Annotated in this window: 14 protein-coding genes; 5 read left to right on the forward strand and 9 right to left on the reverse strand. The window is 65.2% G+C overall.

Going from position 1 to position 16,356, the window contains the following annotated elements:
• Positions 1-178: 178 nt before the first annotated feature.
• The 3 genes from PCE31106_RS12265 to PCE31106_RS12275 all read right to left on the reverse strand — a co-directional run bounded on the left by PCE31106_RS12265 (position 179) and on the right by PCE31106_RS12275 (position 3,900).
• A complete protein-coding gene (locus PCE31106_RS12265) occupies positions 179-1,303 on the reverse strand; it encodes a glycosyltransferase family 9 protein (protein ID WP_150563434.1) in 1,125 nt (374 codons plus the stop codon).
• Between the two features lie 171 nt (positions 1,304-1,474).
• Positions 1,475-3,055, reverse strand: a complete 1,581-nt coding sequence (locus PCE31106_RS12270) for a rhodanese-related sulfurtransferase (RefSeq protein ID WP_254441019.1) — start codon at positions 3,053-3,055, stop codon at positions 1,475-1,477.
• A gap of 221 nt (positions 3,056-3,276) precedes the next feature.
• Positions 3,277-3,900 (reverse strand): cysteine dioxygenase family protein, encoded by a 624-nt coding sequence (locus tag PCE31106_RS12275; protein ID WP_150563436.1) that lies wholly within the window; start codon positions 3,898-3,900, stop codon positions 3,277-3,279.
• Positions 3,901-4,008: 108 nt separating this feature from the next.
• On the opposite strand from PCE31106_RS12275, the gene PCE31106_RS12280 reads away from it, so the two are divergent.
• Complete coding sequence (locus PCE31106_RS12280) at positions 4,009-4,251, forward strand: DUF3820 family protein (protein ID WP_150553051.1); 243 nt, start codon at positions 4,009-4,011, stop codon at positions 4,249-4,251.
• Positions 4,252-4,280: 29 nt separating this feature from the next.
• Here the strand turns inward: PCE31106_RS12280 and PCE31106_RS12285 are convergent, their stop codons facing one another.
• The 3 genes from PCE31106_RS12285 to PCE31106_RS12295 all read right to left on the reverse strand — a co-directional run bounded on the left by PCE31106_RS12285 (position 4,281) and on the right by PCE31106_RS12295 (position 8,222).
• Positions 4,281-5,831 carry an amidase gene (locus tag PCE31106_RS12285; protein WP_254441002.1) on the reverse strand — a complete coding sequence of 517 codons (1,551 nt, stop codon included), beginning with the start codon at positions 5,829-5,831 and terminating at the stop codon, positions 4,281-4,283.
• A gap of 148 nt (positions 5,832-5,979) precedes the next feature.
• On the reverse strand, positions 5,980-6,768 hold the full coding sequence (locus PCE31106_RS12290) for a substrate-binding domain-containing protein (RefSeq protein WP_437343811.1): 789 nt from the start codon (positions 6,766-6,768) through the stop codon (positions 5,980-5,982).
• A 134-nt stretch (positions 6,769-6,902) separates the two neighbouring features.
• A complete protein-coding gene (locus tag PCE31106_RS12295) occupies positions 6,903-8,222 on the reverse strand; it encodes an MFS transporter (RefSeq protein WP_150563438.1) in 1,320 nt (439 codons plus the stop codon).
• A 305-nt stretch (positions 8,223-8,527) separates the two neighbouring features.
• Between PCE31106_RS12295 and PCE31106_RS12300 the strand changes: the two genes are divergently transcribed.
• Positions 8,528-9,454: a LysR family transcriptional regulator gene (locus PCE31106_RS12300; protein ID WP_150563439.1), complete on the forward strand. Its 927-nt coding sequence runs from the start codon at positions 8,528-8,530 to the stop codon at positions 9,452-9,454.
• Positions 9,455-9,589: 135 nt separating this feature from the next.
• Positions 9,590-10,024, forward strand: coding sequence for a hypothetical protein (locus PCE31106_RS12305; protein WP_150563440.1), 435 nt, complete (start codon positions 9,590-9,592; stop codon positions 10,022-10,024).
• A gap of 484 nt (positions 10,025-10,508) precedes the next feature.
• Here the strand turns inward: PCE31106_RS12305 and PCE31106_RS12315 are convergent, their stop codons facing one another.
• From PCE31106_RS12315 to PCE31106_RS12325, 3 genes are all read right to left on the reverse strand, one after another.
• Positions 10,509-11,696: an alpha-hydroxy acid oxidase gene (locus PCE31106_RS12315; protein WP_150563441.1), complete on the reverse strand. Its 1,188-nt coding sequence runs from the start codon at positions 11,694-11,696 to the stop codon at positions 10,509-10,511.
• 65 nt (positions 11,697-11,761) lie between these two features.
• A complete protein-coding gene (locus PCE31106_RS12320) occupies positions 11,762-12,235 on the reverse strand; it encodes an Lrp/AsnC family transcriptional regulator (RefSeq protein ID WP_017235024.1) in 474 nt (157 codons plus the stop codon).
• A gap of 201 nt (positions 12,236-12,436) precedes the next feature.
• Entirely contained in the window at positions 12,437-13,186 is a 750-nt protein-coding gene (locus tag PCE31106_RS12325) for a CerR family C-terminal domain-containing protein (protein ID WP_150563442.1), read from the reverse strand.
• 102 nt (positions 13,187-13,288) lie between these two features.
• On the opposite strand from PCE31106_RS12325, the gene PCE31106_RS12330 reads away from it, so the two are divergent.
• Both PCE31106_RS12330 and PCE31106_RS12335 read left to right on the forward strand, forming a co-directional pair.
• Complete coding sequence (locus PCE31106_RS12330; RefSeq protein WP_150563443.1) at positions 13,289-14,629, forward strand: HlyD family secretion protein; 1,341 nt, start codon at positions 13,289-13,291, stop codon at positions 14,627-14,629.
• Positions 14,630-14,639: 10 nt separating this feature from the next.
• Positions 14,640-16,355, forward strand: a complete 1,716-nt coding sequence (locus PCE31106_RS12335; RefSeq protein ID WP_150563444.1) for a DHA2 family efflux MFS transporter permease subunit — start codon at positions 14,640-14,642, stop codon at positions 16,353-16,355.
• Position 16,356: the final 1 nt, after the last annotated feature.

Below are 16,356 nucleotides of genomic sequence, written 5' to 3' on the forward strand. Positions count from 1 at the left end.
TGACGCCGATTGTGGTCGCTGATGCGGCCCCCTGCTTCGTACCTCTGCTTCGTACCCCTTCAGTGCTTCAACGACGGACCGGGGCCCCTTTCCGCCTCTCAGACATAAACCCAACTCGCTGCAGAAAGGGGCCCCGATCCGTCTCTTCCCGTAACACCCCCTCCCCCCCCCCCATCCCTCACCTCGTCGGCATGCTCGCCAGCGCCGACACCACCGTTTCCGCCAACTCGGTTGCATCCACCGCACTCACATCCGAATCGGTCTGCAACGGCGTCGACTGACATCCCGGTGTGAGCCTGAGATACGGCGGCTCCGCCTTCGCAAACAACGTGACGCTCGGCGTCAACGTCGTGTGCGCCACATGCATCAACCCACCATCGGCACCCACGAATAACGCCGCGTTCGCAATCACCCGCTTCGCTTCGCGCAACGTCAACTGACCCACGAAAGATGTCAGCTTCAGATGGACAAATTTCGCCTCCATTAACGCGTTTGCCGCATCCACACCATTGCCCGACCCCAGCAACACTACGCCATCCGGCATCCCCGGCTGGTACGCAATGTCGTACGCCTGAAGGAATTCCCGCCAATGCGCATACGTCCGGCGCGGCTCGACACCCCCCATCGCCAACACCAGGAACGCCCCCGGCAATACTTGCCCCACGACCGACGCCGGCAACGCCGTTTCCTGCCGCAAGTAAGGCTTGGCGCGCGCGAACAAGTCGTCGGACGCCAACCCCAGCGAAAAAACGTCGTTGACCGCCGCAAGGCTGAACTGGGTCTGGTTGCGGTCCGGCCCGTGAAAGAATCGGAACAAACACGCAAACGGCAGCGACGGGAAATATTTCCGCTTCAGCCGCAACGTCGGATAGTTGAACTCCTGCAACACAATGACGTCGTAATCGCCCGGCTTCACACTCGCCGGATCGTCGTACACGTGACGGAAAATATCGTCGCCCTCGAACACCCCCTTCAAGCCCGGCGTAATCAACAAATCGACCGGCCCCTCGCGCCCACGCAACAACGCACGGCCCGACATATCCATCACCGCATCACCGACCGATGCCTTGCCCCCATAGATCCACAGCACGCGCGCACCCGGCGACACCCGACGCACCTCTCGGCTCGACTGCCCACTCAACGCAAGACGCAAGCGGCGATGCAGGTATTTTTTGGCAACGCTCAACGATGACGTGCGCTGCAGGAATACGTCGGGCTCGTGGTACACCCAGGCATAAGGAATACGGGTGCTCGGTTCGGTGAGAGCGCCCAGTCGGCGGGCAATGAAGCGCTGCAATGGCATGATGGGTTCGAAAGCGAGTCGGCACCGGTTCGCCCCCGCGTGAACCGAGTTCACATCGTGGCGTCAGGCGGCGGCGTCAGAAGGTGGGGAGTATGCCACGTCTGCCCCCCCCCGATTGACGGCAACGCAACACTCCCCCGCCCTGCACCACCGGGCGTCCCTTTGACTCGCTCACACCACCCGGAAATGGTGCGTTCCATCGCGATGCAGCTGGTCGACGAGCCCATACTCCCAATCGAGGTACGCCTGCATCGCCTCGGCAGCGTTGTCAGTGCCCTCGTACGGACGGCGATAGCGATCGTCGCGCGGGCTCGCCAGCCGCGTCGGTCCCGATTCGAGCGGCAGCCCAGCCTGGGTCCACGCCTGCGTGCCACCGTCGAGCACCACGATTTCGGCATCGGTCAGACGCCGCAAATCGGCCGCCGCAAAGCGCGCAAGCAAGCTGGAGCCACAAGTGAGCACGTACCGCTGCGCAGGGCCGATCTCCCGCAAGGCCCCGGCCAGGCGCGCGCGAATGACGAACCACGCCCCCGGAATGTGGCGTTTGACGTAGTTGACGCCCGAGGTGACGTCGAGCACCACGATCTGGCCAGGCGCTGACTCGTCAAGCCAGCGCGCGAGCACCGCCGGCGAGACGGTCTCGACATCGGCCGCGCTCGGCGTATGCAACGGCCATCCGCCCTGAGCACTGCGCGCCTCGTCGCCATGCGGCTCGACGACGTAGACGGTCCAGCCCATCTGGGCGAGCCACGAACCGGTCATGTCGGCACGCACGCCGTTGTCGTCCGCGAGCACGATCCACGCGCCACGCACCGGCGCATGATGATCGGTCTCCTGCACCAGTTGCCCTCCCGGCGCACTGGCGAAGTCGGGCAAGTGCCCGGCTGCGTAGTCTTCCGGCGTACGCACGTCGAAGCGATAGACGGTGCGCCCAGGCGCATTCAGTGCGGGCACGTCGCCCACCGCGATTCGGCGCACGCCCGCACGATCGGCGATGGCACGGGCCCCAGCGCGCGCGACGTTCAGGGTAGCGTCGCTCACCACGGCCGGGGGCCGGCGATCGGCCCCGCGCTCGAGTGTCTGACCGGCGAGCGTCCAGCCGATGGTGCCGTTGCGCAGCGCCGCCACCGGATTCGGCAGACCGGCGTTCACGAGCGATTGCGTGCCGATGATGCTGCGTGTGCGTCCGGCGCAATTGACGATCACACGCGTGGCCGGGTTCGGGGCGAGTTCGCGCACGCGCAGCACGAGTTCGGCACCGGGCACGCTGGTCGAGCCGGGAATGTTCATGGTCTGGTATTCGTCGAACCGGCGCGCGTCGACGACGACCACATCGGCGCGCGCATCGAGCAGTGCCTGAACTTCCTGCGCGGACAACGACGGGGTATGCCGCAACCCTTCGACCCACTCGCCAAAGGCTTTGCTCGGCACGTTGACGTCGCGAAAGACTTCTCCGCCAGCCGCGATCCAACCGTCGAGGCCGCCCGCGAGACAATTGACGTCGGTGTAGCCGAGCTTGCGCAGCACGCCGGCAGCGCGCGGCGCCAGATCCTCGCCGCCATGCTCGCCGTAGACGACGATGCGCGTGTCGCGGCGCGGTATGCGCGCCCAGACGTCGATCTCCACGCGCGAGAGCGGAAGGTTCGCCGCCCACAATGGGTGCGCCTGCGCGAATGGATCTTCTTCGCGAACGTCGAGCAACGCAATTTCCTCACGGGCGAGCAGCGCGGCACGCACGTCGGCATAGGTCAGTTCGGGGAAAGCGAGGTCTTCAGCAACGGCAGTCGGCGCAGCCGTCTGCGACGGCGCATCGGTCGAGAAAGAGGACACGGCGGTTCCTTGAATTCGTCAAGCGTCGATTCGATTTGCGTATCGGCGCGGTGGGCTCGCGCATTCGCGCAACCAGAAAGCTATTGTGGCAGAAGGCGCCCGAACGCGTGGCGAGGGCCGTCGGCACGTTGCGGCGCCTTTCTTTATGGATTCGGCGATTGCGCATTGGCGTATCCGGAGATGAAGCTTTTGCGCTCGCCCGCTTCGGTGAACACGCTGCGACGCACGGTGCCAATGTTCGCCCCGTACACGTGGATGCTCACCGAGACCCGGTCGGCGTAGGCATTGCTCACACGGTGAATGTCCCCCAACCGCGGCGAGAGCACCTCCACATCGCCCGGCGACAGACGCACCGGCGGCCCCGTCATGACCGGTACGCCCTGCGCGTCGAGCCGATAGGGCTGCGAATCCTCCGCCCCGCGCAACATGCCGATCAGGCCCCACACGGTGTGATCGTGAATTGGCGTGACCTGCCCCGGCCCCCAAACGAAACTCACGATGGAAAAGCGCTGCGCCGGATCGCAATGCAACAGGTATTGCTGATAGTGCTCGGGATGTGGCACCGCGAACGCGGCGGGCAACCAGTCGTCACATGCGACGAGTGGTGCCAGCAGACCCGCGCCGGCGTCGAGCAGCGTTGTCTCGTCCGGATGACGCGCCAGCAGTCGCGAAAGCCCCGCGACGAACGTGCGCAACGGATCGAGCGCTTCGCCATCCGGGCCGGGCAACTCGCCCGACGCCGCGATGCCATCCAATCGTTGATGCATACGAACTCCCCAAGTTGGGCGCGCTCCCCGGCCGACCCGGTGGAACGCATGTGGTAGCGTAACGCTTTGCCTCTCTTCGTGCCCGCGCGCCATCCGCGCCTGTCGCTTATGCTCGATTTCGATGCCGACGCGCTGATGCGCCTCGTCACCACGCCCATGCCGTTCGGCAAACACAAGGGCACGCTCATTGCCGACCTGCCCGGCAATTACCTGAGCTGGTTCGCCCGCGAGGGTTTTCCGCCGGGCGACATCGGTCGCCTGCTCGCCCTCATGCACGAGATCGATCACAACGCGCTGGGTGAATTGCTGCGCCCGCTACGGGCGCAGGCACGCGCCGCCCGCCCAAGGTAAGCCGAACGGCCCCGTCCTTTGCCCGCCGATCAACCCCTCGCGGTACCGGCAAGCATCGGCGGCAGCCGGCGACGCACCCACTGCGTTTGCTGCTCGTGCGCATGCGCCAGTTGCAACACCGCGAGATCGGCCTGCGCCGGTCCGATGATTTGCAGTCCCATCGGCAACCCGCGCGCATCGAATCCGACCGGCACGCTGATCGCCGGCAGTCCGGCCAGCGTCGGCCCGATCACCACTTCCATCCACCGATGATAGGTGTCCATCGGCTTGCCCGCGACGGACGACGGCCAGTGCATTTGTGCGTCGAACGGGAAGACCTGCGCCGAAGGCAGCAGCAGGAAGTCGTAACGCTCGAACAGCCGCGCGAGCGAGCGATACCACTCGCTGCGATCAACGGACGCGCGATATACATCGGCCGCGCGTAATGCATGCCCGCCCTCGACTTCCCACTGCGCCTCCGGCTTGAGCTTGTCGCGGCGCGCAGGGTCGGCATACAACTCGCCCAGCGAGCCGCTCACGAGCCAGTGACGCAACGTGAGCCACGTCTGCCACAATCGCTCCGGCGCGAAGTCGGGCGCACAAGATTGCACTTCGCACCCCATCGCCGTGAAGTCGCGCAACGATGCCTCGCACAGGGCCATCACACCGTCTTCCATCGGCAGATGGCCGCCATAGTCGCCCAGCCAGCCCAGCTTCAATCCCTTGACGTCGCGTTGCAACGCGCTCGCGAACGGCACCGCGCCATGCGCCTGCGCCAGGGAAAGCGGACTGCGCGCGTCGTAGCCCGCTTGCGTGGCGAGCAGTTGGGCGACGTCGGCGACAGAACGCCCCATCGGCCCCTCGGTGCTCAGTTGCTGGACGAACAACTCAGGCGCCGGACCATAGGGCACCCGGCCCTGCGACGGCCGGAAGCCATACACGTTGCCGAACGCAGCCGGATTGCGCAGCGACCCCATCATGTCGCTGCCATCCGCGACCGGCAGCATGCGTAGCGCAAGCGCGCTGCCCGCCCCGCCGCTGCTGCCACCTGCGCTGCGCGTCGCGTCGTAAGCGTTGCCCGTGACGCCAAAGACGGGGTTGTAGCTATGCGAGCCCAATCCGAACTCGGAGACGTTGGTCTTGCCGATGAAGATCGCGCCCGCCGCGCGGATGCGCGCAACGCCGATGCTGTCCTGCGTGTCGGGCGCCGCCGACGTCAGCGGCGAGCCTTTGCGCGTGGGAAATCCCGCGCACGCGGCGAAATCCTTCACGGCATGCGGCATGCCGTGCATCCACCCCAGGGACTGGCCATTGGCCAACTGCTGGTCGCGCTCGTCGGCCTGCGCAAGCAAGGCGTCGGCATCGTGCAAGGACACGATGGCGTTGACCGCCGGGTTGTAATGCGCAATGTGCGTGAGATACGCCTGCATGACCTCGCGACACGACACGCGGCGCGTGTGAATGGCGTCGGACAACGCCAGCGCGTCGAGCGCGACGATCTCGTTCAAGGGCGGGGCGTGGGGGGCCGAGGGGCCGGCTGCGCCGGCACGCGAATCGGCAGCCTGTATCGGCTGAGCGGGTTGAGCTGGCGCTGAGGCCATGTCGGTCTCCTTGGCGGTGGCGTCGTCCTGTGCAACGCCGTTGTCTGACGCGTCATTGTCGGTCAAACCCGCCAAGGATGCCGAGGGAAAATTATCTCCCCCGACGCAAGCAACACGTTAGTTCATATCTTCAATGAAGACCGGCACATCAATGTGCCAGCGGATCGAGACCGGTGGACTCGACTTCCTTCGCCATCGCGGGCGCGGCCAGATACGTCAGCAGTTTCTTCGCTTCGTCCGGATGGGGCGCATTCACCGGCACGCCGCCGGCGAAACGCGTGACCGATTGCAGCGACTCGGGAATCTTGCCCGCGAACGCAGCGCCCTTGACCGGCAGCAGCTCGCTGACCTGTTGCAGCCCCAGCGCATAGTCGCCGGCAGCGACCTTTTCGGCCACGGGCGTCTTCTGCACCATCACGCTCTTGCCCCGCATCTGGTCGACGATGCCCAGCTTCTTGAAGAGTTCTCGCTCGACATACACACCGCTGGCGCTGTCGGAGTACGCGACCGATTTCGCGGCGAGCAGCGCAGCCTTGAGCTTTTCGGGCGTGCTGACATCGGGCACGACGTCGCCCGATTTCACGACGACGCCGATGCGTGAATCGGCCAGGTCGACGCGGGAATCGGCGCGCACCTTGCCGGCCTTGATAAGACCGTCGAGGGCGTAGCCGACCATGATGACGGCATCGGCCGACTCGCCACGCGCCAGACGGTTGGGGATCGCCTCGGGCGCCTTGCCCATCGACGGCCCCCACGCGGTGTCCACATGATCGCCGCTCGACGCCTCGAACTTGGGCAGCAGCAACTTGTACGCGGCCGTGAAGCCGCCGGAGTTCATCACGTGCAGGTCTTCCGCGCTGGCCGACGTGGCACCGAGCAGCGTGGTCATGGCGATGCCAACGCCGAGCGCGGCAAGCAGATGTCGGGGCGCGCGCATGCGCGCCGGGAGGGCGATGGCTTTCATGGCAGTGTCTCTCTGAATTTTGCTTTTGGGGATGGATGCGCGTCGGCACCCGTTTTGGGGAAGCGTTGCCGGGCGCGCCCGCGAACGGGGCGCGCCTGCCGCGTGGCTTAGCCTGCGGCGAGTTCAGTACGGGGACTCCCCTGCCCGCCGGGGCGGCGGCGGTAGAGCGCCAGCGTCGCGCAAATCGCGCACAACGCGGCGATACTCATCCAGTAGCCCGGCGCGGCCTTGTCGCCCGTTGCGTGGATCAGATAAGTCGACAACGCAGGCGTGAAGCCGCCGAAAAGCGCCGTCGCGAGGCTATACGCAAGCGAGAAGCCGGCCACGCGCACGTCAGGTGGCATGACTTCGGTCAGCGCCGGAATCATCGCGCCGTTGTACATGCCGTACAGGAACGACAGCCATAGCAGCGAGATTAGCATGCGCGTGAAGCTCGGGGCCTGAACCAGGAACGTGAGCACCGGGTAGGCCGACACGAGCGTCAGTCCCGCGAAGAGCAGCAATACCGGGCGGCGGCCAATGCGGTCGGACAGCATGCCGCCGATCGGCAGCCAGATGAAGTTCGACACACCCACGCACAACGTGACGAGCAACGCATCGGCGCTCGACAGGTGCAGCACGCTCTTGCCGAAGGTCGGCGCGTAGACGGTAATCAGGTAGAACGCCGTCGTGGTGAGGGCCACGAGCAGCGTGCCGCCGATCACCACGCCGGCGTTGGCGGCCATCGAGCGGAACACTTCGCCCAAGGACGGATGACGCTTGCGCTGCTTGAATTCGTCGCTCTCCTGGAGCGAGCGGCGCAACGCGAAGATCATCGGCACGATCATGCAACCCACGAGGAACGGCACACGCCAGCCCCATGCCGCGATCTGCTGCGCGGTGAGCGTGAGCGAAAGCGTGAAGCCGAGCGCCGCCGACACAACAATGGCGACCTGTTGGCTCGCCGACTGCCAACTCGTGTAGAAGCCCTTGCGGCCCGGCGTGGCGATTTCCGCGAGATACACGGACACGCCGCCCAGCTCGGCACCGGCCGAGAAACCTTGCAGCAAACGTCCGATCAGCACGAGCACCGGCGCCGCGAGACCAATGGTGGCGTACCCCGGCACGAAGGCGATGAGCACGGTGCCGCTCGCCATGATCGCCAGCGTCGTGACCAGTCCCTTGCGGCGGCCGACGTTATCGATGTACGCGCCCAGCACAATCGCGCCGAGCGGTCGCATCAGGAAGCCCGCGCCAAAGACGGCGAAGGTCATCATGAGCGAAGCGAACTCGCTGCCCGCCGGAAAGAAGACGTGCGAGATCTGAGTGGCGTAGAAGCCGAACAGAAAGAAATCGAACTGCTCGAGGAAATTGCCGGCCGTTACGCGCAGGATCGCGCCGGCTTTCGAGGGGCGACGCGAAACCGCGTCGTTGGGGCGCTGTGACATGCGCTGTCTCCGTGTTGCCGGCAGCCCGGGAGATCGGGCCGCCAATGTGTCGTCGGAATGCGCCTCTACCAGGGACGTTTGAATCGTCATGAGCGCTTTTTAGAAGTTGCCAATGGTGCGCCGGAAGTTCCCGGCTTGTGAATTGCAAGTTTTGGAAGTATTGATGCACATATGCGATCAATCGTAGGATGTTGATGCGTCTGCCAAGCGGTAACGGGCTACACTCCGCATCGCAACCAAGCCTCGGCGTGCTCTGGACGTCGGCGTGCCTCGAGGCGTCTACCCGACTTTCTGCTCCCAACGTCATGGCGATCAACTTCGATCTGAACGATTTGCAGGCATTTCGCGCGGTGGCGCAACTGGCGAGCTTTCGCCGCGCGGCCGAGTCGATCCATCTCTCGCAGCCCGCGCTCTCGCGCCGTATCGACAAGCTCGAGGACGCGCTCGGGGTCAAGCTCTTCGAGCGCAGCACGCGGCGCGTGGCGCTGACAACCGTCGGACGCGCTTTCGCCCGCGACGCGGAGCGGATTCTGGACGATCTGGACAACGCCCTGCTGGGTATTCGCGATGTGGCCTCGTCGAGCCTCGGACACGTGACCATTGCCTGTGTGCCGTCGGCCGCGTATTACTTCATGCCGCAGGTGATCTCACGCTACCACCAGGCGTTTCCCCGCATCCGCATCTCGGTGCTCGACGCAAGTGCCAACGAGGTGCTCGCGTCGGTGGCGAATGGCGACGCCGATTTCGGGTTGAATTTCATCGGCAGCCAGGAGCCGAACATCGAGTTCAAGCTCCTGTTGCAGGAGCGCTATGTGGCGGCCTGCCGGCGCGACCATGCACTCGCGGGCAGAAAGCGGGTGACGTGGCGTGAGCTTTACGAATACGACTACATCAGTGTCGGCCGCGTCTCGGGCAACCGGCTGCTGCTCGATCAAGCGCTCACCTCGCTGCCCCAGCGCCCGCCAAGCATCTGCGAGACGCAGCACGTCACCACCATGCTCGGTCTGGTCGAAGCGGGGCTCGGCGTGGCGGCCGTGCCGACGATGGCAATGCCGGGTAGCGAACATCCGTTGCTCACGAGCGTGCCGCTGGTCGATCCGGTAGTGACGCGGCGCATGGGAATGATACGCAGCAAGGCGCGGCCGCTCTCGCCGGCGGCGGCACAGTTATATCGCTACGTGGCCGAGATGAAAGTGCCATCGCGGCGTCGCACGGGCGGCGATGCCTCATAAAAGCTAACCGCTTTCAACGCACGCACTGAAACATTTTGTTACTGTCCTTACGAGACATGAAACATTGGGGTGACGGCGGCACGGTCGCGTGTCTTTATACTGGGTCCGCATTCATCCGCATCTTATTCACGACCTATGATCAAACGAATTTTCCCGATGGTGGCGATCGCCGCCGTGGTTGCAACGACCTCGCTGGCCGCGTCGGCCAGTGATATGAACAATGCCGTTGGCGGTGCGCTGGGCGGCGTGGCGGGCGCGGCCGTGGGTGGCGCGCTCGGCGGCAGCACCGGTGCAGTGCTTGGCGGCGCAGTCGGCGGCGGGGCCGGCGGGGCGATCACGTCCAATCGTCGCGAGCGCACGGGCGCCATCGTTGGCGGCGCGCTCGGCGGTGGTGCCGGCACGGCCGCTGGCAATGCGATGGGCGGACGCTCGGGCGGCCTGATCGGTGCGGCCGTTGGCGGCGGCGCCGGCGCCGCGCTCGGCGGCAACATGTCGCGCTCCAGCTCGTACGACAACGATGGCTACGGCTACCGTGGCAAGCGCCACGGCCATCGCAAGCATCATCATTGATCGACCCGCGTCTGCCTGAACGACAACGCCCCGCGATTGCGGGGCGTTGTCGTTGGGAATGCCAGCTTGGCGCGGTCGCCGCGACGGCGCTATACCACGCGAACTTCCAGCCGCTTACCCAACGCGGCAAAGGCGTTCTCCACCGCGTCGAGGCGAGAGGCGTAGCCGAGCTTCAGTAGCCGATCCACCTGCACCTGATTGACGTGCATACAAAAGCCACCTTCGGAATTCGCTGTACGTCATACCTCACCCGCGATGGAACCGAAAATTACAACAGATCTGTCGTGTATGCCGCACAGACATCACAACAAATTTGTTGCAAACTCCTGCACCGCCATCTCACGGCCATCTGACCCATGCCTTGCATCATCGCCGCCCCCACGATCCGGCGGAAGCGGGTAGGCCGAATATCGGAAAGCCCCTACGCCAATGAAAAAGCCGCAGCACGATGGCTGCGGCTTCTCTCACTGGCACGACAGACGGCTCACCGCCTGCCGGGTTCCGCAAGGTACGATCCAATGCCCGTCGGATAGCTTCCCGGGATGAGCATCGACGTGTCGAGACGCTCGATGCTCGTGCGACCGGTCAACGCCATCGTCACGTCCATCTCCCTGGCAATGACCTCCAGCGCGCGACGCACGCCCGCCTCGCCCATCGCCCCCAGCCCGTACAGGAACGGTCGCCCGATCAACGTCCCCTTCGCGCCCAGCGCCATCGCCTTGATCACGTCCTGCCCGGAACGCACGCCGCCGTCGAGCCACACCTGCGTGTCGCGTCCCACCGCCGCGACAATGTCGGGCAGCGCACGGATCGTCGAGATCGCCCCGTCGAGCTGACGTCCGCCGTGGTTGCTCACCACGATCGCATCCGCCCCTGCGTCGCGCGCCGCGCGCGCATCGTCCGGATCGAGCACGCCCTTGAGCACGAGTTTGCCGCCCCAGCGCTTCTTGATCCAGGCCACGTCGTCCCAGGACAGGCGAGGGTCGAACTGCGCCGCCGACCACGCCGCGAGCGAACCGATGTCGTCCACCCCCTTCGCATGCCCCACGATGTTGCCGAACGTGCGACGGCGCGTGCCCAACATGCCCAGGCACCAGCGCGGCTTGGTCATCATGTTGGCAATGTTCGGCAGCGTGAGCTTCGGCGGCGCCGACAGGCCATTCTTGATGTCGCGATGGCGCTGGCCGCTGATCTGCAGATCCATCGTCACCATCAGCGCCGAGCACCCCGCCGCCTTGGCGCGATCAATCAGTCGCTCGATGAAGTCGCGATCGCGCATCACGTACAACTGGAACCAGAACGGCGCCTTGGTATGCGCGGCCACATCTTCGATCGAACAGATCGAAACAGTCGAGAGTGTGAACGGCACGCCGAACGCCTCGGCCGCGCGCGCCGCGAGAATCTCGCCGTCCGCATGCAGCATGCCGGTCATGCCGGTGGGCGCCAACGCCACCGGCATGGCGACCGGCTCGCCCAACATTGTCGCGCGCGTGCTGCGATGCTCGATGTTGACCGCGACACGCTGGCGAAACGCAATCCCGCCAAAGTCCGCCGCATTCGCCCGATACGTCGACTCGGTCCATGAGCCGGAATCGACATATTCGTAAAACATGCGCGGCACGCGCCGCTGCGCGAGCACCCGCAAGTCCTCAATGGTGGTAATCACTGCCATGCTGCGTCTCTTCTTCCGGGAAGTCCCGACCGTCTTTCGGGAACGGGTGAATATCGTCGATATTTTTATTTCTGCTTCACCAGATCGACGAGCGACTGGGTTTGCTTGATTGTCTTGAGCACGATGTTCGATTGGATCGCCATGACCGCCGGCGCACGGTACAACTCGTTCACGATGAAATCCGAGTAATGCGCGAGATTCCGGGCCCTGACGGTCAAGATGTAATTGGCCGAGCCAGTGACGATGCGTGCGGTCACCACCTCAGGCCAATTCTGGACGCAAGCGAGAAATTTCTCGTGCCATTGATCGACATCGGGGCGCAGCGAGATTTGGACCAGGGCTTCGAACTCGAGGCCGATATGCTGTGCGTCCACGATGCAGCGGTATCCGGAAATCACCCCGCGATCCTCGAGCAACTTCACCCGACGAAGGCAGGCCGATGGCGACAACCCGACGGCATCCGCCAACTCCTGGTTGGAGATGCGCCCGTTGAGTTCGAGATGGCGCAGGATACGCAGATCGGCAAGGTCAAGGTTCATTGGCAGAATCCATCAAGTTCCCCAGGATTCTGGCAGATCCTTCGAATCGCCGCCAGTTGTCCGCCACAAATGGCCAGCAAATCCCATTTTTTGCGTTGAACTCGTAACGCCCGGCCAAGCCCGGGCACGGTGTGCTATCCGGGCCGTGAACGCCGTTTTCCGAGATTGCCGCTGTCGTGCCGCTTTCGCGTCGCGACGTGCCTACCCACCCGACTTGCGTTGCTTGACGATGCGTTGCAGCAGGTACCGCGTCTGTTCGAGCACCGCCTCGCGCACCATCCGGTTGCGTTCGGGATTCGGCTCGCTCGCCCACCCCATCGAACTGTCGACAGAGCGGCGCATCACGCGAAACGCCATGCCCAGCGTACTGATGCACACGGCCCGAACCCGCATTGCCTCATCGTCGGGCGCCACGCCCGCGAGCCGCGTCACAATGTTCGCCCCTACCGCGGCGAGCCGGCTCGAAAAGCGCTCGTGGAACACCTTGAAACCCGCCTCGGGTCCAAGCCCTGCCTGCTCACGGGCCATGAACATGTGCCAACCCTCGATCTCCGGCACTTCCTCCATGAACCCCGCCTTGCGGTTCTGCAGCTCGCAGAATGCGTCGATAAGCTGCTTGTCGGTCGCCTCCGGTTCGGCCACCACGCGCTCGGCCGCCTCGATCGCTTCGCCCATCTGCCCCATGACAAGACCCACGATGTACTCGACGCACGCCGTGTACACCCCCTCCTTGTTGTCGAAGTAATACTGCAGCGCCGGTGCGTTCACGCCGGCCTCGTTCGCGATGTCCCGCGTGGAGGCCCCCGCAAAACCGAACTCGCCAAAGCACTTGATCGCCGCCAGGATGATGCGCGCGCGCGTTTCCTCACCACGTTGATACCCCGTGTCGACCGCATGCCGCGTTCGCACAGGCGTGCGTGGTGCGCGCCCGGCGCGTGAAGTTCCTGTCATGTCTGTCCTTGCTTGCCAAAACTTTCGTCAAAAATATAACACTTGACACAAATCGATCAACTGGAATAATTTTGCCAAACGGAATAATTTGAAGGCTCCCTCATGTCAACCGCAGCACCGGTCAAACCGACAACCTCGACACCGCCGATCGCACGCCACGCCGACACCCCGACCGCCAGGACCGTGGAAGCCGCCGAGACCACGCAGACGCCGGGCCGGCCCGAGGCGCCGGCCAACCGTCGTCGCAAAACGATTCTGCTGGGTGCGCTGGCAGTGGGCGTCGTCGCGGGTCTTGGCTGGGGCGCGCACTGGTGGTTCGTTGGGCGCTTCATCGAGTCGACCGACGATGCCTACCTGCAAGCCGACAGCATGACTGTCGCGCCCAAAGTGGGCGGCTACGTAACGGAAGTGTTAGTGCGCGACAACGAAACGGTGAGCGTTGGTCAGCCGCTCGTGCGGCTCGACGCGCGCCAATACCAGGCCGCCTTCGACGAGGCACAGGCAACCGTGCAGGCACGCGAAGCCGATGTCGCGCGCGCCGAGGCCGAACGCGCCCAGCACACCGCGACGATCGCGCAATCACGCGCCGAACTCGACGGTGCGCGTGCGGACGCGCGCTACACGGCGGGTCAGGTCAAACGCTATGCGCCGCTCGTGGCCACCGGCGCGGAAACCGACGAGCGTCTTGCCGAGCTGCGCAATGCCAGCACCCGCGCCGACGCCACACTCAAGAGCCATCAAGCCAGCGTTCAGGCGAGCGAGCGTCAGGCCGACACGCTCGACGCCGCGCTGGCGCAGGCCAAGGCGCAATTGACGGTCGCACAGGCCAGTGCGCGCAAGGCGGAACTCGATCTCGCCGACACAGTGGTCAAGAGCACGCTGGCCGGCCGCATCGGCGATCGCGCCGTGCGCGTGGGCCAGTTCGCTCAGCCGGGCACGCGGTTGCTGACCGTCGTGCCGGTGCAGAACGTGTATCTGACGGCGAACTTCAAGGAAACGCAGGTGGGTCATATGCGGCCCGGCCAGCCGGTGACGGTTCACGTCGACGCCCTGCCGAGTCAGCCGATTCACGGCGTGGTCGATTCGCTCTCGCCGGGCACGGGCGCACAGTTCGCCTTGCTGCCCGCGCAGAATGCGACCGGGAACTTCACGAAGATCGTGCAGCGCGTGCCGGTGCGCATCCGGCTCGACGTGCCGGCATCGCTGCGCACGGTGCTGCTGCCGGGCCTGTCGGTGACGGCGGACGTCGACACCCATCGCCGCGATACGGCCGCCCCCGCCAAGCGGGCGAGTCGGGCCGATCAAGCAGATCGGGCGGGCGACCCCGTGGTACAGCTCGCGCTCAGCGCGCCACTGAACGCCCTCGTCGGCCCCGTCACCAGCGCGCCGTCGAACGCCGACGCCGCACCGTCATCGGCAAACGTTGGGGCGCAACGTGGCTGAGCGTGGCGCGATGGACACATCGTCGATCACTTCGCCTTCGTCGTTTGCGTCGTCTCCGTCGCCCTTGCCCGTCGAGCCGACGCGCGACCAGGCGCGGAGTGCCGTAGCGGCCGGCAGCGGCGGGCATGGGGGACCTGGCGGACGCGGGGGACACCCAGGCGGTGTCGCCGCGAACGCCGCCACGCCGCGCAACGCGTCGGCGTCGGACTGGATCGCCGTGGCGGCCGGCGCACTGGGCGCCCTGCTGGCCACGCTCGATATCTCGATCACCAACTCCGCCCTGCCGCAGATACAGGGGCAGATCGGTGCGTCGGGCACCGAGGGCACCTGGATCTCGACCGGCTACCTGATGTCGGAAATCGTCATGATTCCGCTCGCCGCATGGCTCACGCGCGTGCTCGGTCTACGGCGCTTCCTGATGCTCAACGCCGTTTTCTTCACGCTCTTCTCGATGATGTGCGGCGCATCGAGCAGTCTGGCCGAGATGATTGTCGGCCGCATCGGGCAGGGCTTTGCCGGCGGCGCCATGATTCCGACGGCGCAGATGATCATCCGCACGCGCCTGCCCCGCCACCAGATGCCCGTGGGCATGGCAATGTTCGGCCTGATCGTACTGCTCGGCCCGCTGCTCGGCCCGGTGGTCGGCGGCTGGCTCACCGAGAATGCCAACTGGCGCTGGTGCTTCTTCCTGAACCTGCCGATCTCGGCGACTATCGTCACGTTGCTCATGCTCGGCCTGAAGCGCGAACCGACCCATCTGCAGGCGTTCTTCAAGGCAGACTGGCTGGGTATCGTGGGCTTGACCATCGGCCTGAGTACGCTGACCGTGGTGCTGGAGGAAGGACAGCGCGAACGCTGGTTCGACTCGCCGCTGATCGTCTGGCTCTCGATCGTGTCGGCCATCGGCATCGCCATGATGCTGGTGGCGCAGTTCACGGCGGAGAAACCGATCGTCAAGCTCTCGCTGCTGGGTAACAGGAATTACGCGAGCGTGATCTACATCGTGTTCACGGTGGGCGCGGGACTCTATGGCGTGTCGTATCTGCTGCCGCAGTTCCTCGCGACGATCGCGGGCTACAACGCGCAGCAGTCGGGCAACATCATGCTGCTCTCGGGGCTGCCTGCCTTTCTGATGATGCCGTTCCTGCCGCGCCTGATCAGCCGCGTGGACATTCGTCTGCTCGTGATTCTCGGGCTGCTGTGCTTCTTCGCCAGTTGCATGCTCGACATCGATCTGACCGCGCAAAGCGTGGGGCATGATTTCACGATGTCGCAATTGCTGCGCGGCGTGGGACAGATGCTCGCGATGATGCCGCTCAACCAGGCGTCGATGGCGGCCGTCGAGGCGCAGGACGCGGGAGACGCCGCCGGTCTGTACAACATGGCCCGCAACTTGGGCGGGTCCGTCGGACTCGCGTTGCTCGGTACGCTGATCGACCGGCGCACCGCCTATCACGACGCCATGCTGCGCGAGACGATCACTGCCAACAGTTCGCTGGGTCAGGCGCATCTTGCCGCCAACGCGGCGAGCTTCTTCGCGCAGACGGGGGATAGCGTGCATGCGCAATTGCAGGCCACCGCACAGCTGGCCGCCGAGATCGCGCAGCAGGCGAGCGTGATGACCTTTTCCGAAACTTTCTATGCATTGGGGATCGCGCTGCTGCTTTGCGTGCCGCTGGCCCTGCTGCTCAAGCAACCGACCGGCTTCAGTTCGGGCGGACATTGAA

The organism is Pandoraea cepalis (genome assembly GCF_902459665.1).
In the GTDB taxonomy this organism is placed as follows: domain Bacteria; phylum Pseudomonadota; class Gammaproteobacteria; order Burkholderiales; family Burkholderiaceae; genus Pandoraea; species Pandoraea cepalis.

What these genes read in the sequence shown, in the direction of transcription:
- PCE31106_RS12320 (WP_017235024.1), bottom strand. Translation starts at nt 12,235, where the DNA reads ATGAACCTTGACCTTGCCGATCTGCGTATCCTGCGCCATCTCGAACTC.
- PCE31106_RS12315 (WP_150563441.1), bottom strand. Translation starts at nt 11,696, where the DNA reads ATGGCAGTGATTACCACCATTGAGGACTTGCGGGTGCTCGCGCAGCGG.
- PCE31106_RS12335 (WP_150563444.1), top strand. Translation starts at nt 14,640, where the DNA reads ATGGACACATCGTCGATCACTTCGCCTTCGTCGTTTGCGTCGTCTCCG.
- PCE31106_RS12290 (WP_437343811.1), bottom strand. Translation starts at nt 6,768, where the DNA reads ATGCGCGCGCCCCGACATCTGCTTGCCGCGCTCGGCGTTGGCATCGCC.
- PCE31106_RS12280 (WP_150553051.1), top strand. Translation starts at nt 4,009, where the DNA reads ATGCTCGATTTCGATGCCGACGCGCTGATGCGCCTCGTCACCACGCCC.
- PCE31106_RS12265 (WP_150563434.1), bottom strand. Translation starts at nt 1,303, where the DNA reads ATGCCATTGCAGCGCTTCATTGCCCGCCGACTGGGCGCTCTCACCGAA.
- PCE31106_RS12325 (WP_150563442.1), bottom strand. Translation starts at nt 13,186, where the DNA reads ATGACAGGAACTTCACGCGCCGGGCGCGCACCACGCACGCCTGTGCGA.
- PCE31106_RS12295 (WP_150563438.1), bottom strand. Translation starts at nt 8,222, where the DNA reads ATGTCACAGCGCCCCAACGACGCGGTTTCGCGTCGCCCCTCGAAAGCC.
- PCE31106_RS12285 (WP_254441002.1), bottom strand. Translation starts at nt 5,831, where the DNA reads ATGGCCTCAGCGCCAGCTCAACCCGCTCAGCCGATACAGGCTGCCGAT.
- PCE31106_RS12275 (WP_150563436.1), bottom strand. Translation starts at nt 3,900, where the DNA reads ATGCATCAACGATTGGATGGCATCGCGGCGTCGGGCGAGTTGCCCGGC.
- PCE31106_RS12300 (WP_150563439.1), top strand. Translation starts at nt 8,528, where the DNA reads ATGGCGATCAACTTCGATCTGAACGATTTGCAGGCATTTCGCGCGGTG.
- PCE31106_RS12305 (WP_150563440.1), top strand. Translation starts at nt 9,590, where the DNA reads ATGATCAAACGAATTTTCCCGATGGTGGCGATCGCCGCCGTGGTTGCA.
- PCE31106_RS12330 (WP_150563443.1), top strand. Translation starts at nt 13,289, where the DNA reads ATGTCAACCGCAGCACCGGTCAAACCGACAACCTCGACACCGCCGATC.